This window comes from Corallincola platygyrae (genome assembly GCF_039544265.1).
Classification (GTDB): Bacteria; Pseudomonadota; Gammaproteobacteria; order Enterobacterales; family Neiellaceae; genus Corallincola; species Corallincola platygyrae.
In genome coordinates this window covers 42,387-57,102 of the sequence record NZ_BAABLI010000014.1, presented here as the reverse complement: position 1 = coordinate 57,102, position 14,716 = coordinate 42,387, and the positions used below count along the sequence as shown (strand labels likewise).

12 protein-coding genes, 1 tRNA gene and 1 pseudogene are annotated in these 14,716 nt (G+C 46.9%); 6 read left to right on the top strand and 8 right to left on the bottom strand.

Annotated features, from left to right (window positions below):
- Window positions 1-54 precede the first annotated feature (54 nt).
- The 4 genes and pseudogenes from ABEA14_RS19355 to pheS form a co-directional block, all read right to left on the bottom strand.
- Complete coding sequence (locus ABEA14_RS19355; RefSeq protein ID WP_377776198.1) at window positions 55-252, bottom strand: DUF2517 family protein; 198 nt, start codon at window positions 250-252, stop codon at window positions 55-57.
- 217 nt (window positions 253-469) lie between these two features.
- Window positions 470-766 carry an integration host factor subunit alpha gene (locus ABEA14_RS11560; RefSeq protein ID WP_345340165.1) on the bottom strand — a complete coding sequence of 99 codons (297 nt, stop codon included), beginning with the start codon at window positions 764-766 and terminating at the stop codon, window positions 470-472.
- 3 nt (window positions 767-769) lie between these two features.
- Entirely contained in the window at window positions 770-3,151 is a 2,382-nt protein-coding gene (gene pheT, locus ABEA14_RS11555) for a phenylalanine--tRNA ligase subunit beta (protein WP_345340164.1), read from the bottom strand.
- A gap of 22 nt (window positions 3,152-3,173) precedes the next feature.
- Window positions 3,174-4,150, bottom strand: a pseudogene (gene pheS / locus ABEA14_RS11550) (phenylalanine--tRNA ligase subunit alpha).
- Window positions 4,151-4,391: 241 nt separating this feature from the next.
- Between pheS and ABEA14_RS11545 the strand changes: the two are divergent.
- Window positions 4,392-4,468: transfer RNA gene (locus ABEA14_RS11545), tRNA-Val, on the top strand.
- Between the two features lie 203 nt (window positions 4,469-4,671).
- The gene (locus tag ABEA14_RS11540) at window positions 4,672-5,262 is read left to right on the top strand and encodes a hypothetical protein (RefSeq protein ID WP_345340163.1); all 591 of its coding nucleotides are present in this window, start codon (window positions 4,672-4,674) and stop codon (window positions 5,260-5,262) included.
- Here the strand turns inward: ABEA14_RS11540 and ABEA14_RS11535 are convergent.
- The gene (locus ABEA14_RS11535) at window positions 5,252-6,979 is read right to left on the bottom strand and encodes a glycoside hydrolase family 36 protein (protein ID WP_345340162.1); all 1,728 of its coding nucleotides are present in this window, start codon (window positions 6,977-6,979) and stop codon (window positions 5,252-5,254) included. The genes ABEA14_RS11540 and ABEA14_RS11535 overlap by 11 nt on opposite strands.
- 110 nt (window positions 6,980-7,089) lie before the next feature.
- Between ABEA14_RS11535 and ABEA14_RS11530 the strand changes: the two genes are divergently transcribed.
- A complete protein-coding gene (locus ABEA14_RS11530) occupies window positions 7,090-7,980 on the top strand; it encodes a hypothetical protein (RefSeq protein WP_345340161.1) in 891 nt (296 codons plus the stop codon).
- Window positions 7,981-8,234: 254 nt separating this feature from the next.
- Window positions 8,235-8,870 carry an ElyC/SanA/YdcF family protein gene (locus ABEA14_RS11525; RefSeq protein WP_345340160.1) on the top strand — a complete coding sequence of 212 codons (636 nt, stop codon included), beginning with the start codon at window positions 8,235-8,237 and terminating at the stop codon, window positions 8,868-8,870.
- A gap of 64 nt (window positions 8,871-8,934) precedes the next feature.
- On the opposite strand, the gene ABEA14_RS11520 is transcribed toward ABEA14_RS11525, so the two are convergent.
- From ABEA14_RS11520 to ABEA14_RS11510, 3 genes are read right to left on the bottom strand one after another with little or no spacing between them, the layout of a single operon-like run.
- Window positions 8,935-9,684 (bottom strand): Nif3-like dinuclear metal center hexameric protein, encoded by a 750-nt coding sequence (locus tag ABEA14_RS11520; protein WP_345340159.1) that lies wholly within the window; start codon window positions 9,682-9,684, stop codon window positions 8,935-8,937.
- Between the two features lie 8 nt (window positions 9,685-9,692).
- Complete coding sequence (locus ABEA14_RS11515) at window positions 9,693-9,953, bottom strand: YebG family protein (RefSeq protein ID WP_345340158.1); 261 nt, start codon at window positions 9,951-9,953, stop codon at window positions 9,693-9,695.
- A gap of 59 nt (window positions 9,954-10,012) precedes the next feature.
- Window positions 10,013-11,242: a nucleoside recognition domain-containing protein gene (locus ABEA14_RS11510; RefSeq protein ID WP_345340157.1), complete on the bottom strand. Its 1,230-nt coding sequence runs from the start codon at window positions 11,240-11,242 to the stop codon at window positions 10,013-10,015.
- Between the two features lie 86 nt (window positions 11,243-11,328).
- On the opposite strand from ABEA14_RS11510, the gene rsmF reads away from it, so the two are divergent.
- A complete protein-coding gene (rsmF, locus tag ABEA14_RS11505) occupies window positions 11,329-12,756 on the top strand; it encodes a 16S rRNA (cytosine(1407)-C(5))-methyltransferase RsmF (protein WP_345340156.1) in 1,428 nt (475 codons plus the stop codon).
- 291 nt (window positions 12,757-13,047) lie between these two features.
- Window positions 13,048-14,691, top strand: a complete 1,644-nt coding sequence (locus ABEA14_RS11500; RefSeq protein ID WP_345340155.1) for a hypothetical protein — start codon at window positions 13,048-13,050, stop codon at window positions 14,689-14,691.
- Window positions 14,692-14,716 lie beyond the last annotated feature (25 nt).

The window sequence follows — 14,716 nt, the reverse complement described above, 5'->3', positions numbered from 1 at the left end:
CGGGAGTCTAGACTCCCGCACTAAATCTCAACAGAAGCAAAATGCTTCTCAAGGCTAATAAATCTTACGAAACACGCTCTGCGACTGAGCCATCCAAACAGGCTTGTCACTGGTTTTCAGCCACATGCGATGCAGGTAACTGAAAAGTTGAGCACGCTTCGTAGTAAACACAAAAGGAAAAGCTATGAAGCCTAACAACAACGCCGTAACTCGACGCGCAACCACTTTATAAGTGCTATAAGGTGAATACATATCTCATTCCCCTGCGTTATTGTTAACTTGGTCACATAATATCTCTCATGGATTTTTATTACAAGCTTTAATTTCATATGTGTTCAAAATCACACTAAAGCAAACTTTTATGTAGTTTTATTACATATAAAAATAGCTCACTCTATGTTTCGCGGCTTTTGCAGAATAACATCCAAAAAAAAACCGCCTCTACGGCGGTTTTTTAGTTGTGTAAGCCCTACTCGTCTGAGCCAGCTTGTTCAACTCGACTCTTCAGTTTTTGGCCTGGACGGAACGTGACGACCCGCCTGGCGGAAATAGGTATATCTTCGCCGGTTTTTGGGTTTCGACCGGGCCGCTGATTCTTATCGCGCAGCTCGAAGTTACCAAACCCAGATAGCTTAACCTGCTCACCGCTCTCGAGAGACGAGCGGATCTCCTCAAAAAAAGACTCTACCATCTCTTTTGAATCCCGCTTGTTAAGGCCGAGCTTATCAAACAGGTGTTCAGCGATGTCAGCTTTGGTCAACGCCATTATCTAGTCCCTCAAACTTGCACCAAACTCAGAGGCCAGGGTTTCGATAATACGATTCATAATGTCAGCCATCTCTTGTTCTTCCAGTGTGCGTTCCACATCTTGAAGCGTCAGAGCAATCGCCAGACTCTTATGTCCGTCTTCAATCCCTTGCCCTCTGTATACATCGAACAAGTCTATGCCAACTAACTGATTTCCGCCAACTTTCCGTGCTGAATTTAATAATTCTTCGGCTGTCACTGACTCTTTAACGACGATCGCGATGTCTCGACGGTTGGCAGGGAATTTAGAAACAGGTGCGGCTTCTGGTACAGATCGCTGCAACAACGCGGTCAGATCAAGCTCAAACAGGAACAATTTAGATGTAACATCAAGTTTGTCAGCCAATGCCGGATGGATTGCACCGATCCAACCGATCGCTTTATCACCACGATAAATACGTGCAGATTGACCTGGGTGTAAAGCATCATTGCTTTCCGCTTTAAAGCTAAATTCCGACGCAGCAGCGGTTAAATTCAGCAGGGCTTCAACATCCCCTTTGAGATCAAAGAAATCAACGTGCTTTAAGTCGCCGCTCCATTGCTCAAGTTGAGTTGAGCCAGTGATCACGCCACCTAAGTTGAGCGCTTGTTCTGGCAGTCCCTTCTCAGAAGGAATAAAGGTTAAACCCGTTTCAAACAGGCGTACTCGCGACTGCTGACGATTCGCGTTGTAGCGAACAGCTTGTAGAAGTCCAGGCCACATGCTTAATCGCATCACAGACATATCTGCCGAAATAGGATGCGGTAAAACAATTCCCTCTTCATTAGGGTGAAGTAGCTGCTGTACCTTCGGATCAACAAAGCTATAGGTGATAGCTTCCTGATAATCCCTTGCGACAAGCACTGACTTAACATCAGCCAAAGGCAGGTTTGCCTCTTTATGCTCACCCATAGTCAGATTTGCTCTGGGGGACACATTCGGAATGTTGTTGTAGCCGTATACCCGCGCAACTTCTTCGATTAGGTCTTCTTCAATTTCTATATCGAAACGGAAGCTGGGTGCAGTAGCCAACCAGCCCTCATCAGTCGATTCAGTATCTAACCCCAACCGAACCAGAATATCAGTAACGCGCGTAGGATCGATCTCGTGACCTAACAAACGATCCAGCTTTTGCTTACGCAGCAAAACTTTTTCTCTGACAGGAAGTTCTGCATCGTTGGTAACATCAATGACGGGTCCAGCTTCACCACCACAAATTTCCAGAACAAGCGCGGTTGCGCGCTCCAGAGCTTTGTATTGCAGCGCCGGATCTACGCCACGTTCAAAACGATGAGAAGAGTCGGTATGCAATCCATAGGTACGTGCTTTGCCCATGATGGCGAGACGTGCAAAGAACGCACATTCAAGAAGAATATCCTGAGTCTGGTTATTAACACCTGTGCGCTCACCACCAAAGATACCCGCCATGGCAATGGGACCTGCATTATCTGCAATCACCAAAGTGTCATCACGAAGTTCCGCTTCGCTACCGTCTAACAGTGTTAGTTTTTCGCCATTTTGCGCCATTCTGACATCAACGCCACCTTCAAGCAGGTTGAGGTCAAAGGCGTGCATGGGCTGACCCAACTCGAGCAGTACATAGTTAGTAATGTCTACCACGGGATCAATTGAGCGAATACCGCAACGGCGCAATTTCTCCACCATCCACAAAGGTGTAGTCGCTGATAGGTCAATGCCTTTGACGACACGGCCCAGATAGCGCGGACAGGCTGCCGGCGCATTCACTGTGATCGGGAAGGTATCGTCAATTGAAGGAGCAACGTCACTGATCTCAGGCCAGCAAACGTCCTGTTGATTAAGCACACCAACTTCACGTGCAAGGCCTGCAATACTTAGGCAGTCTGCGCGGTTAGCTGTAAGGTCAACATCAATGACGGCATCATCGAGCTTCAAATACTCTCTTACCGACTGACCAATAGGTGCATCTGCGGGCAGCTCCATAATGCCATCAGCACTGTCAGCCATACCCAGCTCTTCTTCGCTGCAAAGCATGCCAAACGACGGCTGGCCGCGAAGCTTGGCCTTCTTAATCTTAAAGTTACCAGGCAAGACCGCACCTACAGTCGCTACCATAACTTTCAGTCCCTGACGGCAATTAGCTGCGCCACAGACAATATCAAGCAGCTCTTCACCGCCAACGTTTACTTTGGTGACTTGCAACTTATCGGCTTCTGGGTGTTTGCCGCATTCGACGACTTCACCGACGACAACACCAGAAAATTCGCCCGCTACCGGGGCAACTTCGTCAACTTCAAGCCCGGCCATGGTGATCTGTTCGGCCAATTGTTCAGTGCTGATCTCAGGAGACACCCATTCTCGGAGCCACTGTTCGCTGAATTTCATTCCTATCTACCTCTTACTCTGATCAGCTGAACTGCTTAAGGAAACGCAGGTCGTTTTCGAAGAATGCGCGTAAATCGTTTACGCCATAACGAAGCATGGTTAGACGCTCAACGCCTATACCAAACGCCAGGCCGCTGTACTTTTCAGGGTCAATGCCAACTGAGCGAAGTACATTAGGGTGAACCATGCCGCAACCCAATATTTCCAGCCAACCGTTTTTACCTTTCACGTCTACTTCCGCAGAAGGCTCAGTAAAAGGGAAGAATGACGGACGGAAACGCACTTCTAAATCTTCCTCGAAAAATGCACGCAGGAAATCGTGAAGGATCCCCTTTAACTCTGTAAAGCTGACATTTTCGTCAACCATCAAACCCTCAACCTGATGGAACATTGGCGTGTGGGTTTGATCGTAATCGTTTCGATAGACACGACCCGGGGAAATGATCCGCAACGGTGGCTTTTCAGCTTCCATGGTACGGATCTGTACACCCGATGTTTGGGTACGCAGCATCATGTCCGGGTTGAAGTAGAAAGTGTCATGATCGGCACGGGCCGGATGGTGCTCAGGGATATTCAGTGCATCGAAGTTATGGAATCCATCTTCGATTTCAGGCCCCTGCTTCACTTCAAAGCCAAGTTGTCCGAAGAAACTCTCGATTCGNTCGTGCGGTTAACGGGATGCAGGCCGCCCATAGAGGCGTCTTTACCTGGGAGCGTGACATCAATCGTCTCGGAAGCCAGCTTTTTGTTTAACGCTTCTGCTTTCATAAGCTCGCGGCGTTCATTCAACGCTTGCGTTAACGCTTGTTTAGCTTTGTTTATCGCTTGGCCTGCTTTTGGCTTCTCTTCAGGAGGCAGTTTTCCCAAGCCTTTCATCAGATCGGTAAACTTACCTTTTTTACCGAGGTATTCCACACGCAGGCTTTCAAGCGCTTCGTTGTCCGCCGCGCCAGCGATTGCCGAGAGCGCCTCGGCGGATAATGCTTCCAGGTTTTCCATGACTTGTTGTCCGAATAGACGCCATTTGCGCCGTTTCTGGTTAAATCGAATGTAAAGGCGGAATTCTAACTGATAGTAGGCCCTACTGACCAGTTTTCTGGGCGGTTAGATAAGAGGTTCTGACCGATATATCAGCAAGTTGGTGACTATTTCGGCAATTGGATACGACTGACAAAAAATTCCTTGCTTAGACGATTCGATTTGCTACTATACGCCCCGCTTTTCAACAAGCCTTCTATATGCGTCCTTAGCTCAGTTGGTTAGAGCGCTACCTTGACATGGTAGAGGTCGGTGGTTCGAATCCACTAGGACGCACCAAATTTTCTCAATCCCACACTCGAACTAAGATCACTCGACGCAAGTCACAGTTTTGTTACTCCATTAGTTTAGCTACGATTTACATTTCATAGGCTTACGTAGCTTGGCCTGATCTAGCTTAAAATTTGTCCAATTTTTATTTGTTTCATTTGTTAAATTTGTTTACATTTAACGTCAGTAATTTTGACAAGGCAGATTTGAGCATGGCAGTGGTTAGGCAGTCCCTGAAAGCTCTGACATCGTTGTTTCTGGTATCTCAAGCTAGCAGTGCCGCTGCTGTTGACGGTCCGTTGCTGGACGGTTCCCAGCTTCTTTTAGGCAATACAGAGTTTCAAGTTGCCCCCCTAACCGGTGTTGATCCTCAACAGGATTCATGGGCGACACTTCCAACCCAAGCATACACTGCCGTTGCACAGTCCTTCCGCGAAGTTTACGACAACGCTAAGTTCGCTCCATCTGCAAAAGAATCATATTTTCCAGATTCCAAACTATACAAGATGGTTGCTCTGCCCGTCGTCGCAGTTCCTTATCTTGAGGACGGCTATCAGGTAGAAGTTTTTGGTCAATTTTACAATAAAGAGCGCCATGACTTGCTCAACATGGGCAGCGATGATCCTCTATACCACTACTATGCGGGCGAAGAAGCAGGCAATTTGAATAACGACTTTGCCGTTGGTTTTGGCACCAGCTACCTGATTAATGAAGACATGACGCTGCAGACAATGTTTAGCACTGGCGCTATTCCAAATCACGGTGACAGTAACATCGCCGTTGGATTAGACGTTAGCTTCTAACCAACTCTATTAAAGCACCATCATACCCACTTAAGTTAACTTCAACGGTATCATCCGTTTTTCTATAGTTCCCAGCCAAGATCATATTTACCTGCTCTCCAGGCCTAAGGGTAATTTTCCTTCTGTGCGGCTCTGATGCTGCGTTCGTCAGACAGATTAAACGGCCGAGTTTATTCTCAGATATGCCCATTTGCGTATCAAAAGTCTGGAAACGTGCAGCGCCATAGTCGCTATCCAATAGTCGGCTGACGGTATGGACGCTTTCACGTTGTTTATCTGTAAGAGCGTTGAGGCGATCGCCCAACATCAGAATGCCTGCACTTCCAACAATCGCGGCTAAATGCAGCCTGAAATGTTCCTCTTCAGCATGCTGCCCTTCGATACAATTAAGCACCAGACAATCAGGATCATTTAGCCATAACCTGCCGTGTTGCCAGTTCCGCATAAAAGTTTCTTCTCGAATCTGATTAAAGCGATGCCAATGACGCTCCACGTCATCAGAAACTCTCATCCCGTCAACCAACCCAAGACTGGGCCACATGGGTGCATTGCATCCGAGAATAAAGGCACCATCCGCAGCTTCGTTAATCGCTGCCATGCCTTCACGATAGGCTTCGATACGAGTGGCGTTTGGACGATGGAAAACGCCCCCGTGGATCGCACCCCAGAAGTTTGCGTCAAGCTTGAAGTAATCTACCCCCCATTCATGACGCATAGTTCCAATCACGTGTTTGAGGTAATTGATAACACCAGGGTGGGTACCATCCAGAATGTACCACGGTGTGCAGCGCCAGCCACCATACGTAACATTCTCAGCTGCTAGCGGATAGCCATTAGTGTCCTTAACAAACCAGTCTGGATGCGCCTGGAATATATGTGACTCTCTTTGTGCGATAAATGGTGCAACCCAAATTCCAGCCCGTTTTCCTCCTGCACGGATCTGGTCTACTAACGATCTGACACCACCTTGAAACTTGTCACTCGGCGTTAACCAATCTCCCATAAAAGCCTGGTAACCATCATCGATTTGAATAAATTCAAGTTGTGGGTAATCTTTCAGTGCTTCAAGGTTCTCCAACACATCCTGCGCAGATACATTTTCATAGTAGTGGTACCAAGAACACCAGCCTCTGGGCAGTCTCTCATATGGTTCGCGGGGATGATTTTGCATAAGGTGACGAGCGAAGTCGTCCAACACAGCTGGTAGGTCAGTACCCTGTAAATAGACGAAACCTTCTAATACTGTCGCTTCGTAAGGTTCCAGTGTTATGTTTTCAAGGTCTAGACAGACTTTGATTCTATCGCCAGCAATCACAAAATAACCACTGAAGTGCGATGATGAGTCAAATCCCAACAGATGAAACTGGCCGGCATCTTCTACCAGCAGCATGCTGTATACGCGCGTTTCTGCCTGCCGGTCATAAAGTCGATACACCTCACCATCGTCACATCGACCTATCGGCTCAGCATTATTGAGCCACCCTCCCGTTTGAGAAAGCATCTGAAACCCTTCACCGTAAATCCTGGCTTCTTCAGAAAATGCACAACGCCAATCATATAATGTGACAGTCGAGACGCGCGCAGGTGCATGCGCAATATTGGTAATTTCAGCCCGCATTTCGTTATCATGCCACGGCCTTAGCAGATGGAAGTCGCTTTCAGCTGAGTCAGGCGATGTAACGTAGCCGGGCGCAGAAACCAAAGATGAGACCGTCATAGCATTTCCTCGAATAACATTAAGCAACAGGCTTCTAAATCCAACAAACACATTGAATTAACACTATATTCATAGAGTTAAATACTTTAGCCAAAAACGAGAGGCAAGGAATGTTTTCACCGACGTCTTATAAACTATTTTCCCTTATCGGTGGACTGTTTTTTTGTGTTTGCGCCCTCGCGGACTCAACCAAACAGGTGGTCTATTTCCAAGATGACGCGCGATTCGAATATGACATTGCCCTGCTTCAAATGGCATTGGACAAGACCGCAGAACGGTACGGTGAAGCACGTGCTGTCCCTTATGAACAACAAGTAAATGAAGCTCGAGGCCTGCGGCTACTTGAGCAAAGTAAAGTAGATGTCGCTTTTGTGCCTACCAACAGGGAAAGAGAACTGCGTTTTCAGTCAGTAAAGTTTCCTGTTCTTGCCGGCTTGCTTGGCTATCGCGTTTTAATCATACATCAGCAGTCTGCTGGACGATTTTCGGCCATAGATACCACGGGTGAATTGAGAGCCAATATGATTGCGGGCTTTGGACTCCACTGGGCTGACATGCAGATTTTATACGCAAATCAATTACCTGTAATCGGCCATCCAGAATATACAGAGCTGTTTGCCATGGTAAATGACAAGCGCGTTGACTATTTCCCTCGCGGATTAAACGAAGCATGGCAAGAGGTCGAACGATTTAAAGACGAACACCCGGATATTACTGTAGAGAACCACTTGGCCCTTTATTACCCTTTCCCCCGCTACTTCTTCGTCAACAAAGACAATGACGCATTGGCAAAGCGTCTGTTAAAAGGGTTGCAGATAGCTAAGCAAGATGGCTCTTTTAAAGCACATTTTCTTGCCGCTTTTGGAAAATGGATTGAACTGGCCCAAATCGAGAAGCGCCAAGTCCTCTTTCTCAATAATCCGTTTCTAAGTGAAGGAACGCCACTACCTGATACCAGTATCTGGTTGCCAGCACCGCTGACAGAAGGTAAAAATGAATAGTAGGCTTATTCGGCTTTAATCAGGGTCTGAACTACGTCAATCTCTACTTTCTAACACCGATTAGTAACGTAGCTCAGATCTTGCTCAAATCATGTTTCATTCGAACAAAATCTACACACAAAAGGTCAACTGGCCTTAAATGTTTATTATTAAGAAATTTGCGGCTAGCTGGCTGGCCCCCCTCCCCCTTGCATTCCTATTAATGATACTGAGCATGGCTCATTTTTGGTTATTCAAGAAAACTAGCCACAGCTTTGCTGGCTGTCGCTATTGGCATCATTGCGATATGTTCAATTCCCCCGATGGGAGAGATACAGATCGCGTCTCGTGAACAGCAAATCGAAGCAGTAGACGTATTACCCGAAGAGACTAAGTACATTGTAGTTTTGGGCTGTGGTCATCATGGCTTACCTGCTTCAAAGCTCAGCTCGCAGTTATATGAGTGTGGCCTCAAGCGACTAACCGAAGCGATGCGACACTATCACCAAGATACCAAACGAATTCTTGTTTTTACTGGATGGGGTGGTAATAACTATGTGGCCAGCGCACTAGTGATGAGAGATACAGCCATCATGCTTGGGTTAGATCCCAATAACGCATTAGCCCTGACCACTCCTAAAGATACCTATGAAGAAGCGGTTGTCACAGCCGGAATTGTCAAAGATTCAACCTTTGCCTTGGTCACTTCTGCCAGTCACCTGCCAAGAGCTGTGAGCCTGTTTGATCAAGTTGGACTCCAACCTATCCCTGTTCCCGCAGATATCCGAGGAAATCCAGATTTCGATTACGACTGGTGGAGCTATCGCCCCGACAGTAACCAACTGGATAAATCAACCAAAGCTTGGTACGCCTATATTGGCGAGCTTTGGGTGAAAATTGGGGGTAAGTAGATTGGAATTGAGTGCACCTTATTAGGTCTTATTGCCATGTCCACTCAATTAACAGCGTCGGAGCCTAAGCGGGATTGTCGATATCTACAAAATTGACTTCGATACCGAAGTTCCCTGCGATGTATTCACCCAGCGCTTTGATACCATAACGTTCAGTGGCGTGGTGCCCGGCTGCAAAATAGTCGATACCAAGCTCTCTGGACAACAATATAGTCCGCTCTGACACTTCACCGGATATAAATGCGTCACACCCTGCTTCAGCCGCCTGCTCGATGAAATCCTGGCCGCCACCGGTACACCAAGCAACTTTGCTGATTTCATCAACAACGCTGCTGTGCAGAGGCTTTCGATTTAACTTCTCTTTCAAACAAGACGCCAAAGCTGCTCCGCTCACAGGCTTATTGAATTGCCCCCAAGCTAAAACGCTGGTGTCAGGATCTCCAAGTACGCCTTGTTGCTCGATACCAAGCAGGCTTGCAAGCTGGGCATTGTTACCTAATTCCGGATGCGCATCGAGCGGCAAGTGGTAAGCGATTAAATTGATATCACTTTTTATTAGTGCTTTTATGCGATTTGCCTTGATACCAGTTATTGGCTCAGGCTCTCCTTTCCAAAAGTAACCATGGTGGACTAAAAGCGCATCAGCTTTCATCTCTATCGCACGTTCAATAAGCTCAGCGCTTGCAGTGACGCCAGTGACAATTCGAGAAACCTCAGTGGGCCCCTCTACCTGCAAACCATTTGGACAGTAATCTTTGAACTTAGATGCTGATAGCAACTCGTCCAACCGACTTACCAATTCATTCCTATTCATAAGAGCACTTAATCTTTACTTTCAGATGTCTTGGTAGGCATTTTACCGGTTTTCAATAGCTGCACCATCACCTCACGGTTCATGGCTAAATGGTGACCTATCACTTCAGCCTGCTCTTCAGCGAGTTCCAGCTCACTACTCACCAAATAATCAGACACGGCGTCTGCGATATCCAATAGACGGTCATAAGCATCCGCTTCCTTCTTGCTGGTAAACGTCATCTTTTCCTCACCGTCTCTTACTACTACGTATTTAACTACGACTGCCATAACACGCCCTTAGCACTGTTTTTATATACAGTATAAATTTAGCTAAGTGAAATCAAGTCTTAGCCAAATATCCAATAACAAACCATAATCGCCGCAGTAATGCCTGCTGCGTCGGCAATTAAGCCACATGCAACCGCATGTCGTGCTCGCTGTATCCCTACAGCACCAAAATATACAGCCAAAACATAAAAAGTCGTTTCCGTTGAACCCTGCATTATTGAACTTAGCCGACCCGCAAAGCTATCTGCACCATGGGTTTCCATAGTTTCAATCATCAAAGCCCTGGCTCCACTGCCAGAAAATGGCTTCATCAGCCCGGTTGGCAGTGCATCAACAAACCGGCCGTCTAACCCCAGGTATTCAACGAAAGTGCGGACTAAACTCATAAAACTTTCGAGTGCGCCGGATGCACGGAGAAAACTAATAGCGCACAACATGGCGACAAGGTACGGCACAATTTTAAATGCTTGAGAGACGCCCTCTTTTGCTCCTTCAACAAACTCCTCATACACGTCTACACCTTTTTTCCAGGCGACAAACATCAATGAGCAAATAAGCAGAACCAACAAAATATTGGCGATAAAACCAGATCCTGCAGCCATATCTGACGCGGGTAGAGACAGTAAATACAACATGGGCAACGCCATCAGCAACGCCAAAGCCAAGCCGTAGCCAACCAGTACCGCGTCATAAAGTTTGATTTTTTGCACCCAGGCTACTGCGAGCAGTCCTGCAACACTTGATGCGGTAGTGGCAAGTAACAAGGGCAAAAATACATCGGTAGGCACTTCTGCTCCCAGTTGCGCCCGATAGAGAAAAACGGTGACAGGGAAAATAGTGACCGAAGAAGTATTCAATACCAAAAACAATATCTGTGCATTGCTGGCCGTATCCTTTAACGGATTGAGTGTTTGCAACTGCTGCATCGCCTTAATTCCCAATGGCGTAGCGGCATTATCCAGCCCTAGAATATTCGCAGCCAGGTTCATGGTTACACCACCGATGGCCGGGTGACCTTTTGGAACCTCAGGCATAAGCCTACTAAACAGCGGTGACAACAGTGAGGCTAAACGCTCAACAGCGCCAGTACGCTCAGCGAGGCGCATAATTCCCATCCAGAAACAAAGCAGCCCCGCCAGTCCAATGCCAATCGACATGGAAAGAGAGGCGGCGTCGAAAATAGCCTGCATCAACCTGGCAAACACTTCTTGGTCATCTTGGAAAAGCCAGCGGTAGCAAGCTGACAACAGCCCCAACAGAAACATTCCAAGCCAAAGGAGATTTAACATGACAATCCAAACAGCGGGTGACAGCTCTATCCGCACTGAGCTGTGTTAAGATCCAATTATTGTAATAAAAAGCATGACATAGACTTGTGAATACGCCTACGACGCTGCCCACAGAATTTATTGAAAAAGTTAAACAAATCCTGCCTTCTGACGAACTCGAACGATTTCTTCAAGTGAGCACACAGCCGCTTAAGCGCAGCATTCGGTTCAACAGCTTAAAATCAACACAGCAAGATATGCGGCTTGTTTCCAATCGCCACAATTGGAAACTGGAGCAGATCCCCTGGTGCCCGCAAGGCGCATGGATCGAATACCAACACCAGGCACCATTGGGCAATTTTGCCGAGCACTTAACCGGCCAATTCTACATTCAGGAAGCCAGCTCTATGATGCCCCCGATTGCGCTTAAGTATGCAATGGGAGCGGCAAAGCTGGGCAGTGTTCTTGATATGGCTGCAGCACCAGGCTCAAAAACCACACAATTGGCGGCCCTGATGAATAATGAGGGCGCATTAGTCGCTAATGAGTTTTCAGCCAGCCGCATTAAAGGTTTGTACGCCAACCTTGTGCGCTGCGGCGTTACCAATACCGCACTTACCCATTACGATGGACGCGTATTTGGGGAATACCTGCCTGAAGCATTTGATGCGATATTGCTGGATGCCCCTTGTTCCGGCGAAGGCACCTTCAGAAAAGATCCTGATGCATTTAAGAATTGGTCACAACGCGCTGTTGACGAGCTTTCTCAAACACAGCGGGATTTAATCGATAGCGCCTACAAAGCGCTGAAACCGGGTGGCAAATTGGTGTATTCAACTTGCACCCTTAACCTAGAAGAAAATCAGCACGTCTGTGCCTACCTGCTTCAAAAATACCCAGATATGGCTGTAGTAAATCTTTCTGAACTGTTCGTAGGCGCGGAGCGTTCTGCAACCAACGAAGGGTATTTGCATATATGGCCACATCACTACGACAGTGAAGGCTTTTTCGTCGCAGCTTTTTCTAAAGCAGAAAAAGAAATGACCGAGAAAAATAGCTTCTCTAAGCCGATGCCCGCCAAATTCCCCTTCACAAAAGCCAGTAAAAAACAGCAGCAAGAGATCTTGCAGTATCTCGCCTACTTTGGCGAATTAGATATTTCTGATAGTTCTTTTTGGTTGAGAGAACGGGAAGTTTGGCTGTTTCCAAACAAACTGACTGAGTTGGTGCCACTAATGAAATTTGATCGCATTGGTGTAAAAGTTGGTGAGCAGCATAAAAAAGAGCTAAGAGTAACCCACGAATTTGCCATAGCTTACGGTCATCAGGCGGCGCAAAAGCTGGATCTGACGGCAGAACAAGCGGAAGCATTTTTCATGGGTAAAGATCTGTCGAACAGTTCCAACTATAAAAAAGGCGATTTGGTCTGCTGTTATGCCGGCGTCGCTCTGGGGTTGGCCCGAATTACAGGCAACAAGCTAAAAAACAAGCTGCCCAGAGAGTTGGTACGTGACCAGGGTCTGACTTTCAACTAGAGCTGAGGGGGCAAAATTTGCCCCTATTAAATTTCTCTGACTACACTTTGCCTCAACAAGTCAGACAATGCAGTCCCCGCCTGGCGAACCGTTTTAGTTAGCGCACGGCTCTTCCATAGAGCCATTCCCCTAGGCTCGGGACCCGGAATAGTCCCGAGCATTTTTTCTGCCCACGACATCACAATTTTTTTCTATCTTTAACAGTAACATGTTACGAATGTGGAAGTGATTAACAGCCCTGTTTAACACTTCTAATCAGAGCCCTGACATAGATGGAATCGTAATAGAGTTATGGCCGAGCAATCGAACGCTGATAAAAGTAGTCAACTCCGCGCTGTCGTTGAAGTGATGGCAAACGCGTTAAACCAATGCAAACCTGCAACACTCAATCGAATTAATGAACAAGCGGGTTTCCAACCTGGCACTGTTGCTGACGTTATCCATCAGGCTCACGCTCTGATAGAGGAAAGCGCTCCACAATCGGAACCACCGGCAGAGCTCCATTTGTTGGTAAGTAAAATATGGGAGCAGTCAATTGCCCTAGCCTCAGCCACTGGTTCAGGTAAAGCCGCTGAACAAGAGCCTGTTCCGGATGAAGACGTAGCCAAACTTACCGATATAGAAGCACTTAAAAAGCAGTACGCCTCACTGAAGAAGCAGCTGACAGCAACCGAAACGCAACTTAAAAACAAAACCCACTCAGAACAACTACTACAAAAGAATCTGGGCAAAGCCAGAATTGAAGTTGCTACTCTGAAATCTTCTCAATTGAACACAAAAATGCTGCAGGAGAGTGCCGAGAAAGAAAAGTTGCACGCCGACCAGTATCACAAGCAGTTCGAAGCCGCCAAGACAGAGATTTACCACCTCTGTAAACAACTCGAGCAGTTGAAAGCCGACCATAAAGCGGAAGTTGCAGAATCAGCAGAAGAGCTCAATGTGCTAAAAGCTTCTTTAGAAGAAGCAACAGAAGCTTCCGGGCAGGCAGAAACGACGCAGCAAGCATTAGTTACCAAACTGGAAACTGAACTATCTGAGGCCAAACAAGAGATAACGAATCTCAGCTCACAGCTGCAGGACGAGACAACACGTGCAGATAAAGCGGTTGAATCCTTGTCGGAACAAAGCGACCAAGGCGAAAAGTCACTTGTTGAAAAAGCAACATTGAAGAAGCAGCTGGAAGAGGTAACAGGGCACCTTGAAGAACAAAAACGGATAAACCAGAGCAGTGAGGAAGAAACTTCTACTGCTAAAGCTCAATTAGAAAAAACAGAAAAGGATTTGGAAACTCTGAAAGCGAAATTTTCAGAGCTTCAAGCGCTCAGTAAACAACAAAAAACTAAGATTGAGCAGCAGGTATCTAAAATTGAAGATGTTAGTAAAGCTGCAAATAATGTTGCTGATTTAGAAGAAGAGCTCGCCAAAGCCAAGCAAGCGCTGAGCGAAAATGCTGACTACCAAGATAGACATCGGGCAGCAGAAGAGTCCTTGAAATCGTTGCAAGCTAAAGCCGATGAGGCTGAAAGCGCGAAACAAGCGCTCGAGCAAAAGATTTCTGACCTCTCTGCTTCACTCGAGAAAGCAAATGAGCAATCTTCTGCGAGCGAAAGCGAGGTAGCAAAACTTAATGATGAAGTTGCTTCTCTGACCAAACGATTAGAATCTATCGACGCCGACCATGAAGATGAGCGTAAGCAGCTCAGTGCAAAACTACGTGATTATCACGCCATATCCTCAGATAAAGAGGAACTGACCCAACAACTTTCTGACGCTGAAGAAAGGTTTGCAAAGGCAATGGTCGCCAAGGAGTCAGCAGTTCGCGAGCGCGATCGGATCCTAACCGATATAGAGGTGATGAGCATGAAAATGAGCTCACCCGAAGACAAAGGGCAACTTGCTGGTTTGTTAGAAAAATATCAAGGAGATGGTGCTTAATAGCAGCATCATTAAAAAAGGGCCC

Excerpts from the sequence above, each read along its gene's own strand:
- ABEA14_RS19355 (WP_377776198.1), bottom strand. The coding sequence starts at position 252 with ATGTATTCACCTTATAGCACTTATAAAGTGGTTGCGCGTCGAGTTACG.
- ABEA14_RS11560 (WP_345340165.1), bottom strand. The coding sequence starts at position 766 with ATGGCGTTGACCAAAGCTGACATCGCTGAACACCTGTTTGATAAGCTC.
- pheT (WP_345340164.1), bottom strand. The coding sequence starts at position 3,151 with ATGAAATTCAGCGAACAGTGGCTCCGAGAATGGGTGTCTCCTGAGATC.
- ABEA14_RS11540 (WP_345340163.1), top strand. The coding sequence starts at position 4,672 with ATGGCAGTGGTTAGGCAGTCCCTGAAAGCTCTGACATCGTTGTTTCTG.
- ABEA14_RS11535 (WP_345340162.1), bottom strand. The coding sequence starts at position 6,979 with ATGACGGTCTCATCTTTGGTTTCTGCGCCCGGCTACGTTACATCGCCT.
- ABEA14_RS11530 (WP_345340161.1), top strand. The coding sequence starts at position 7,090 with ATGTTTTCACCGACGTCTTATAAACTATTTTCCCTTATCGGTGGACTG.
- ABEA14_RS11520 (WP_345340159.1), bottom strand. The coding sequence starts at position 9,684 with ATGAATAGGAATGAATTGGTAAGTCGGTTGGACGAGTTGCTATCAGCA.
- ABEA14_RS11515 (WP_345340158.1), bottom strand. The coding sequence starts at position 9,953 with ATGGCAGTCGTAGTTAAATACGTAGTAGTAAGAGACGGTGAGGAAAAG.
- ABEA14_RS11510 (WP_345340157.1), bottom strand. The coding sequence starts at position 11,242 with ATGTTAAATCTCCTTTGGCTTGGAATGTTTCTGTTGGGGCTGTTGTCA.
- ABEA14_RS11500 (WP_345340155.1), top strand. The coding sequence starts at position 13,048 with ATGGCCGAGCAATCGAACGCTGATAAAAGTAGTCAACTCCGCGCTGTC.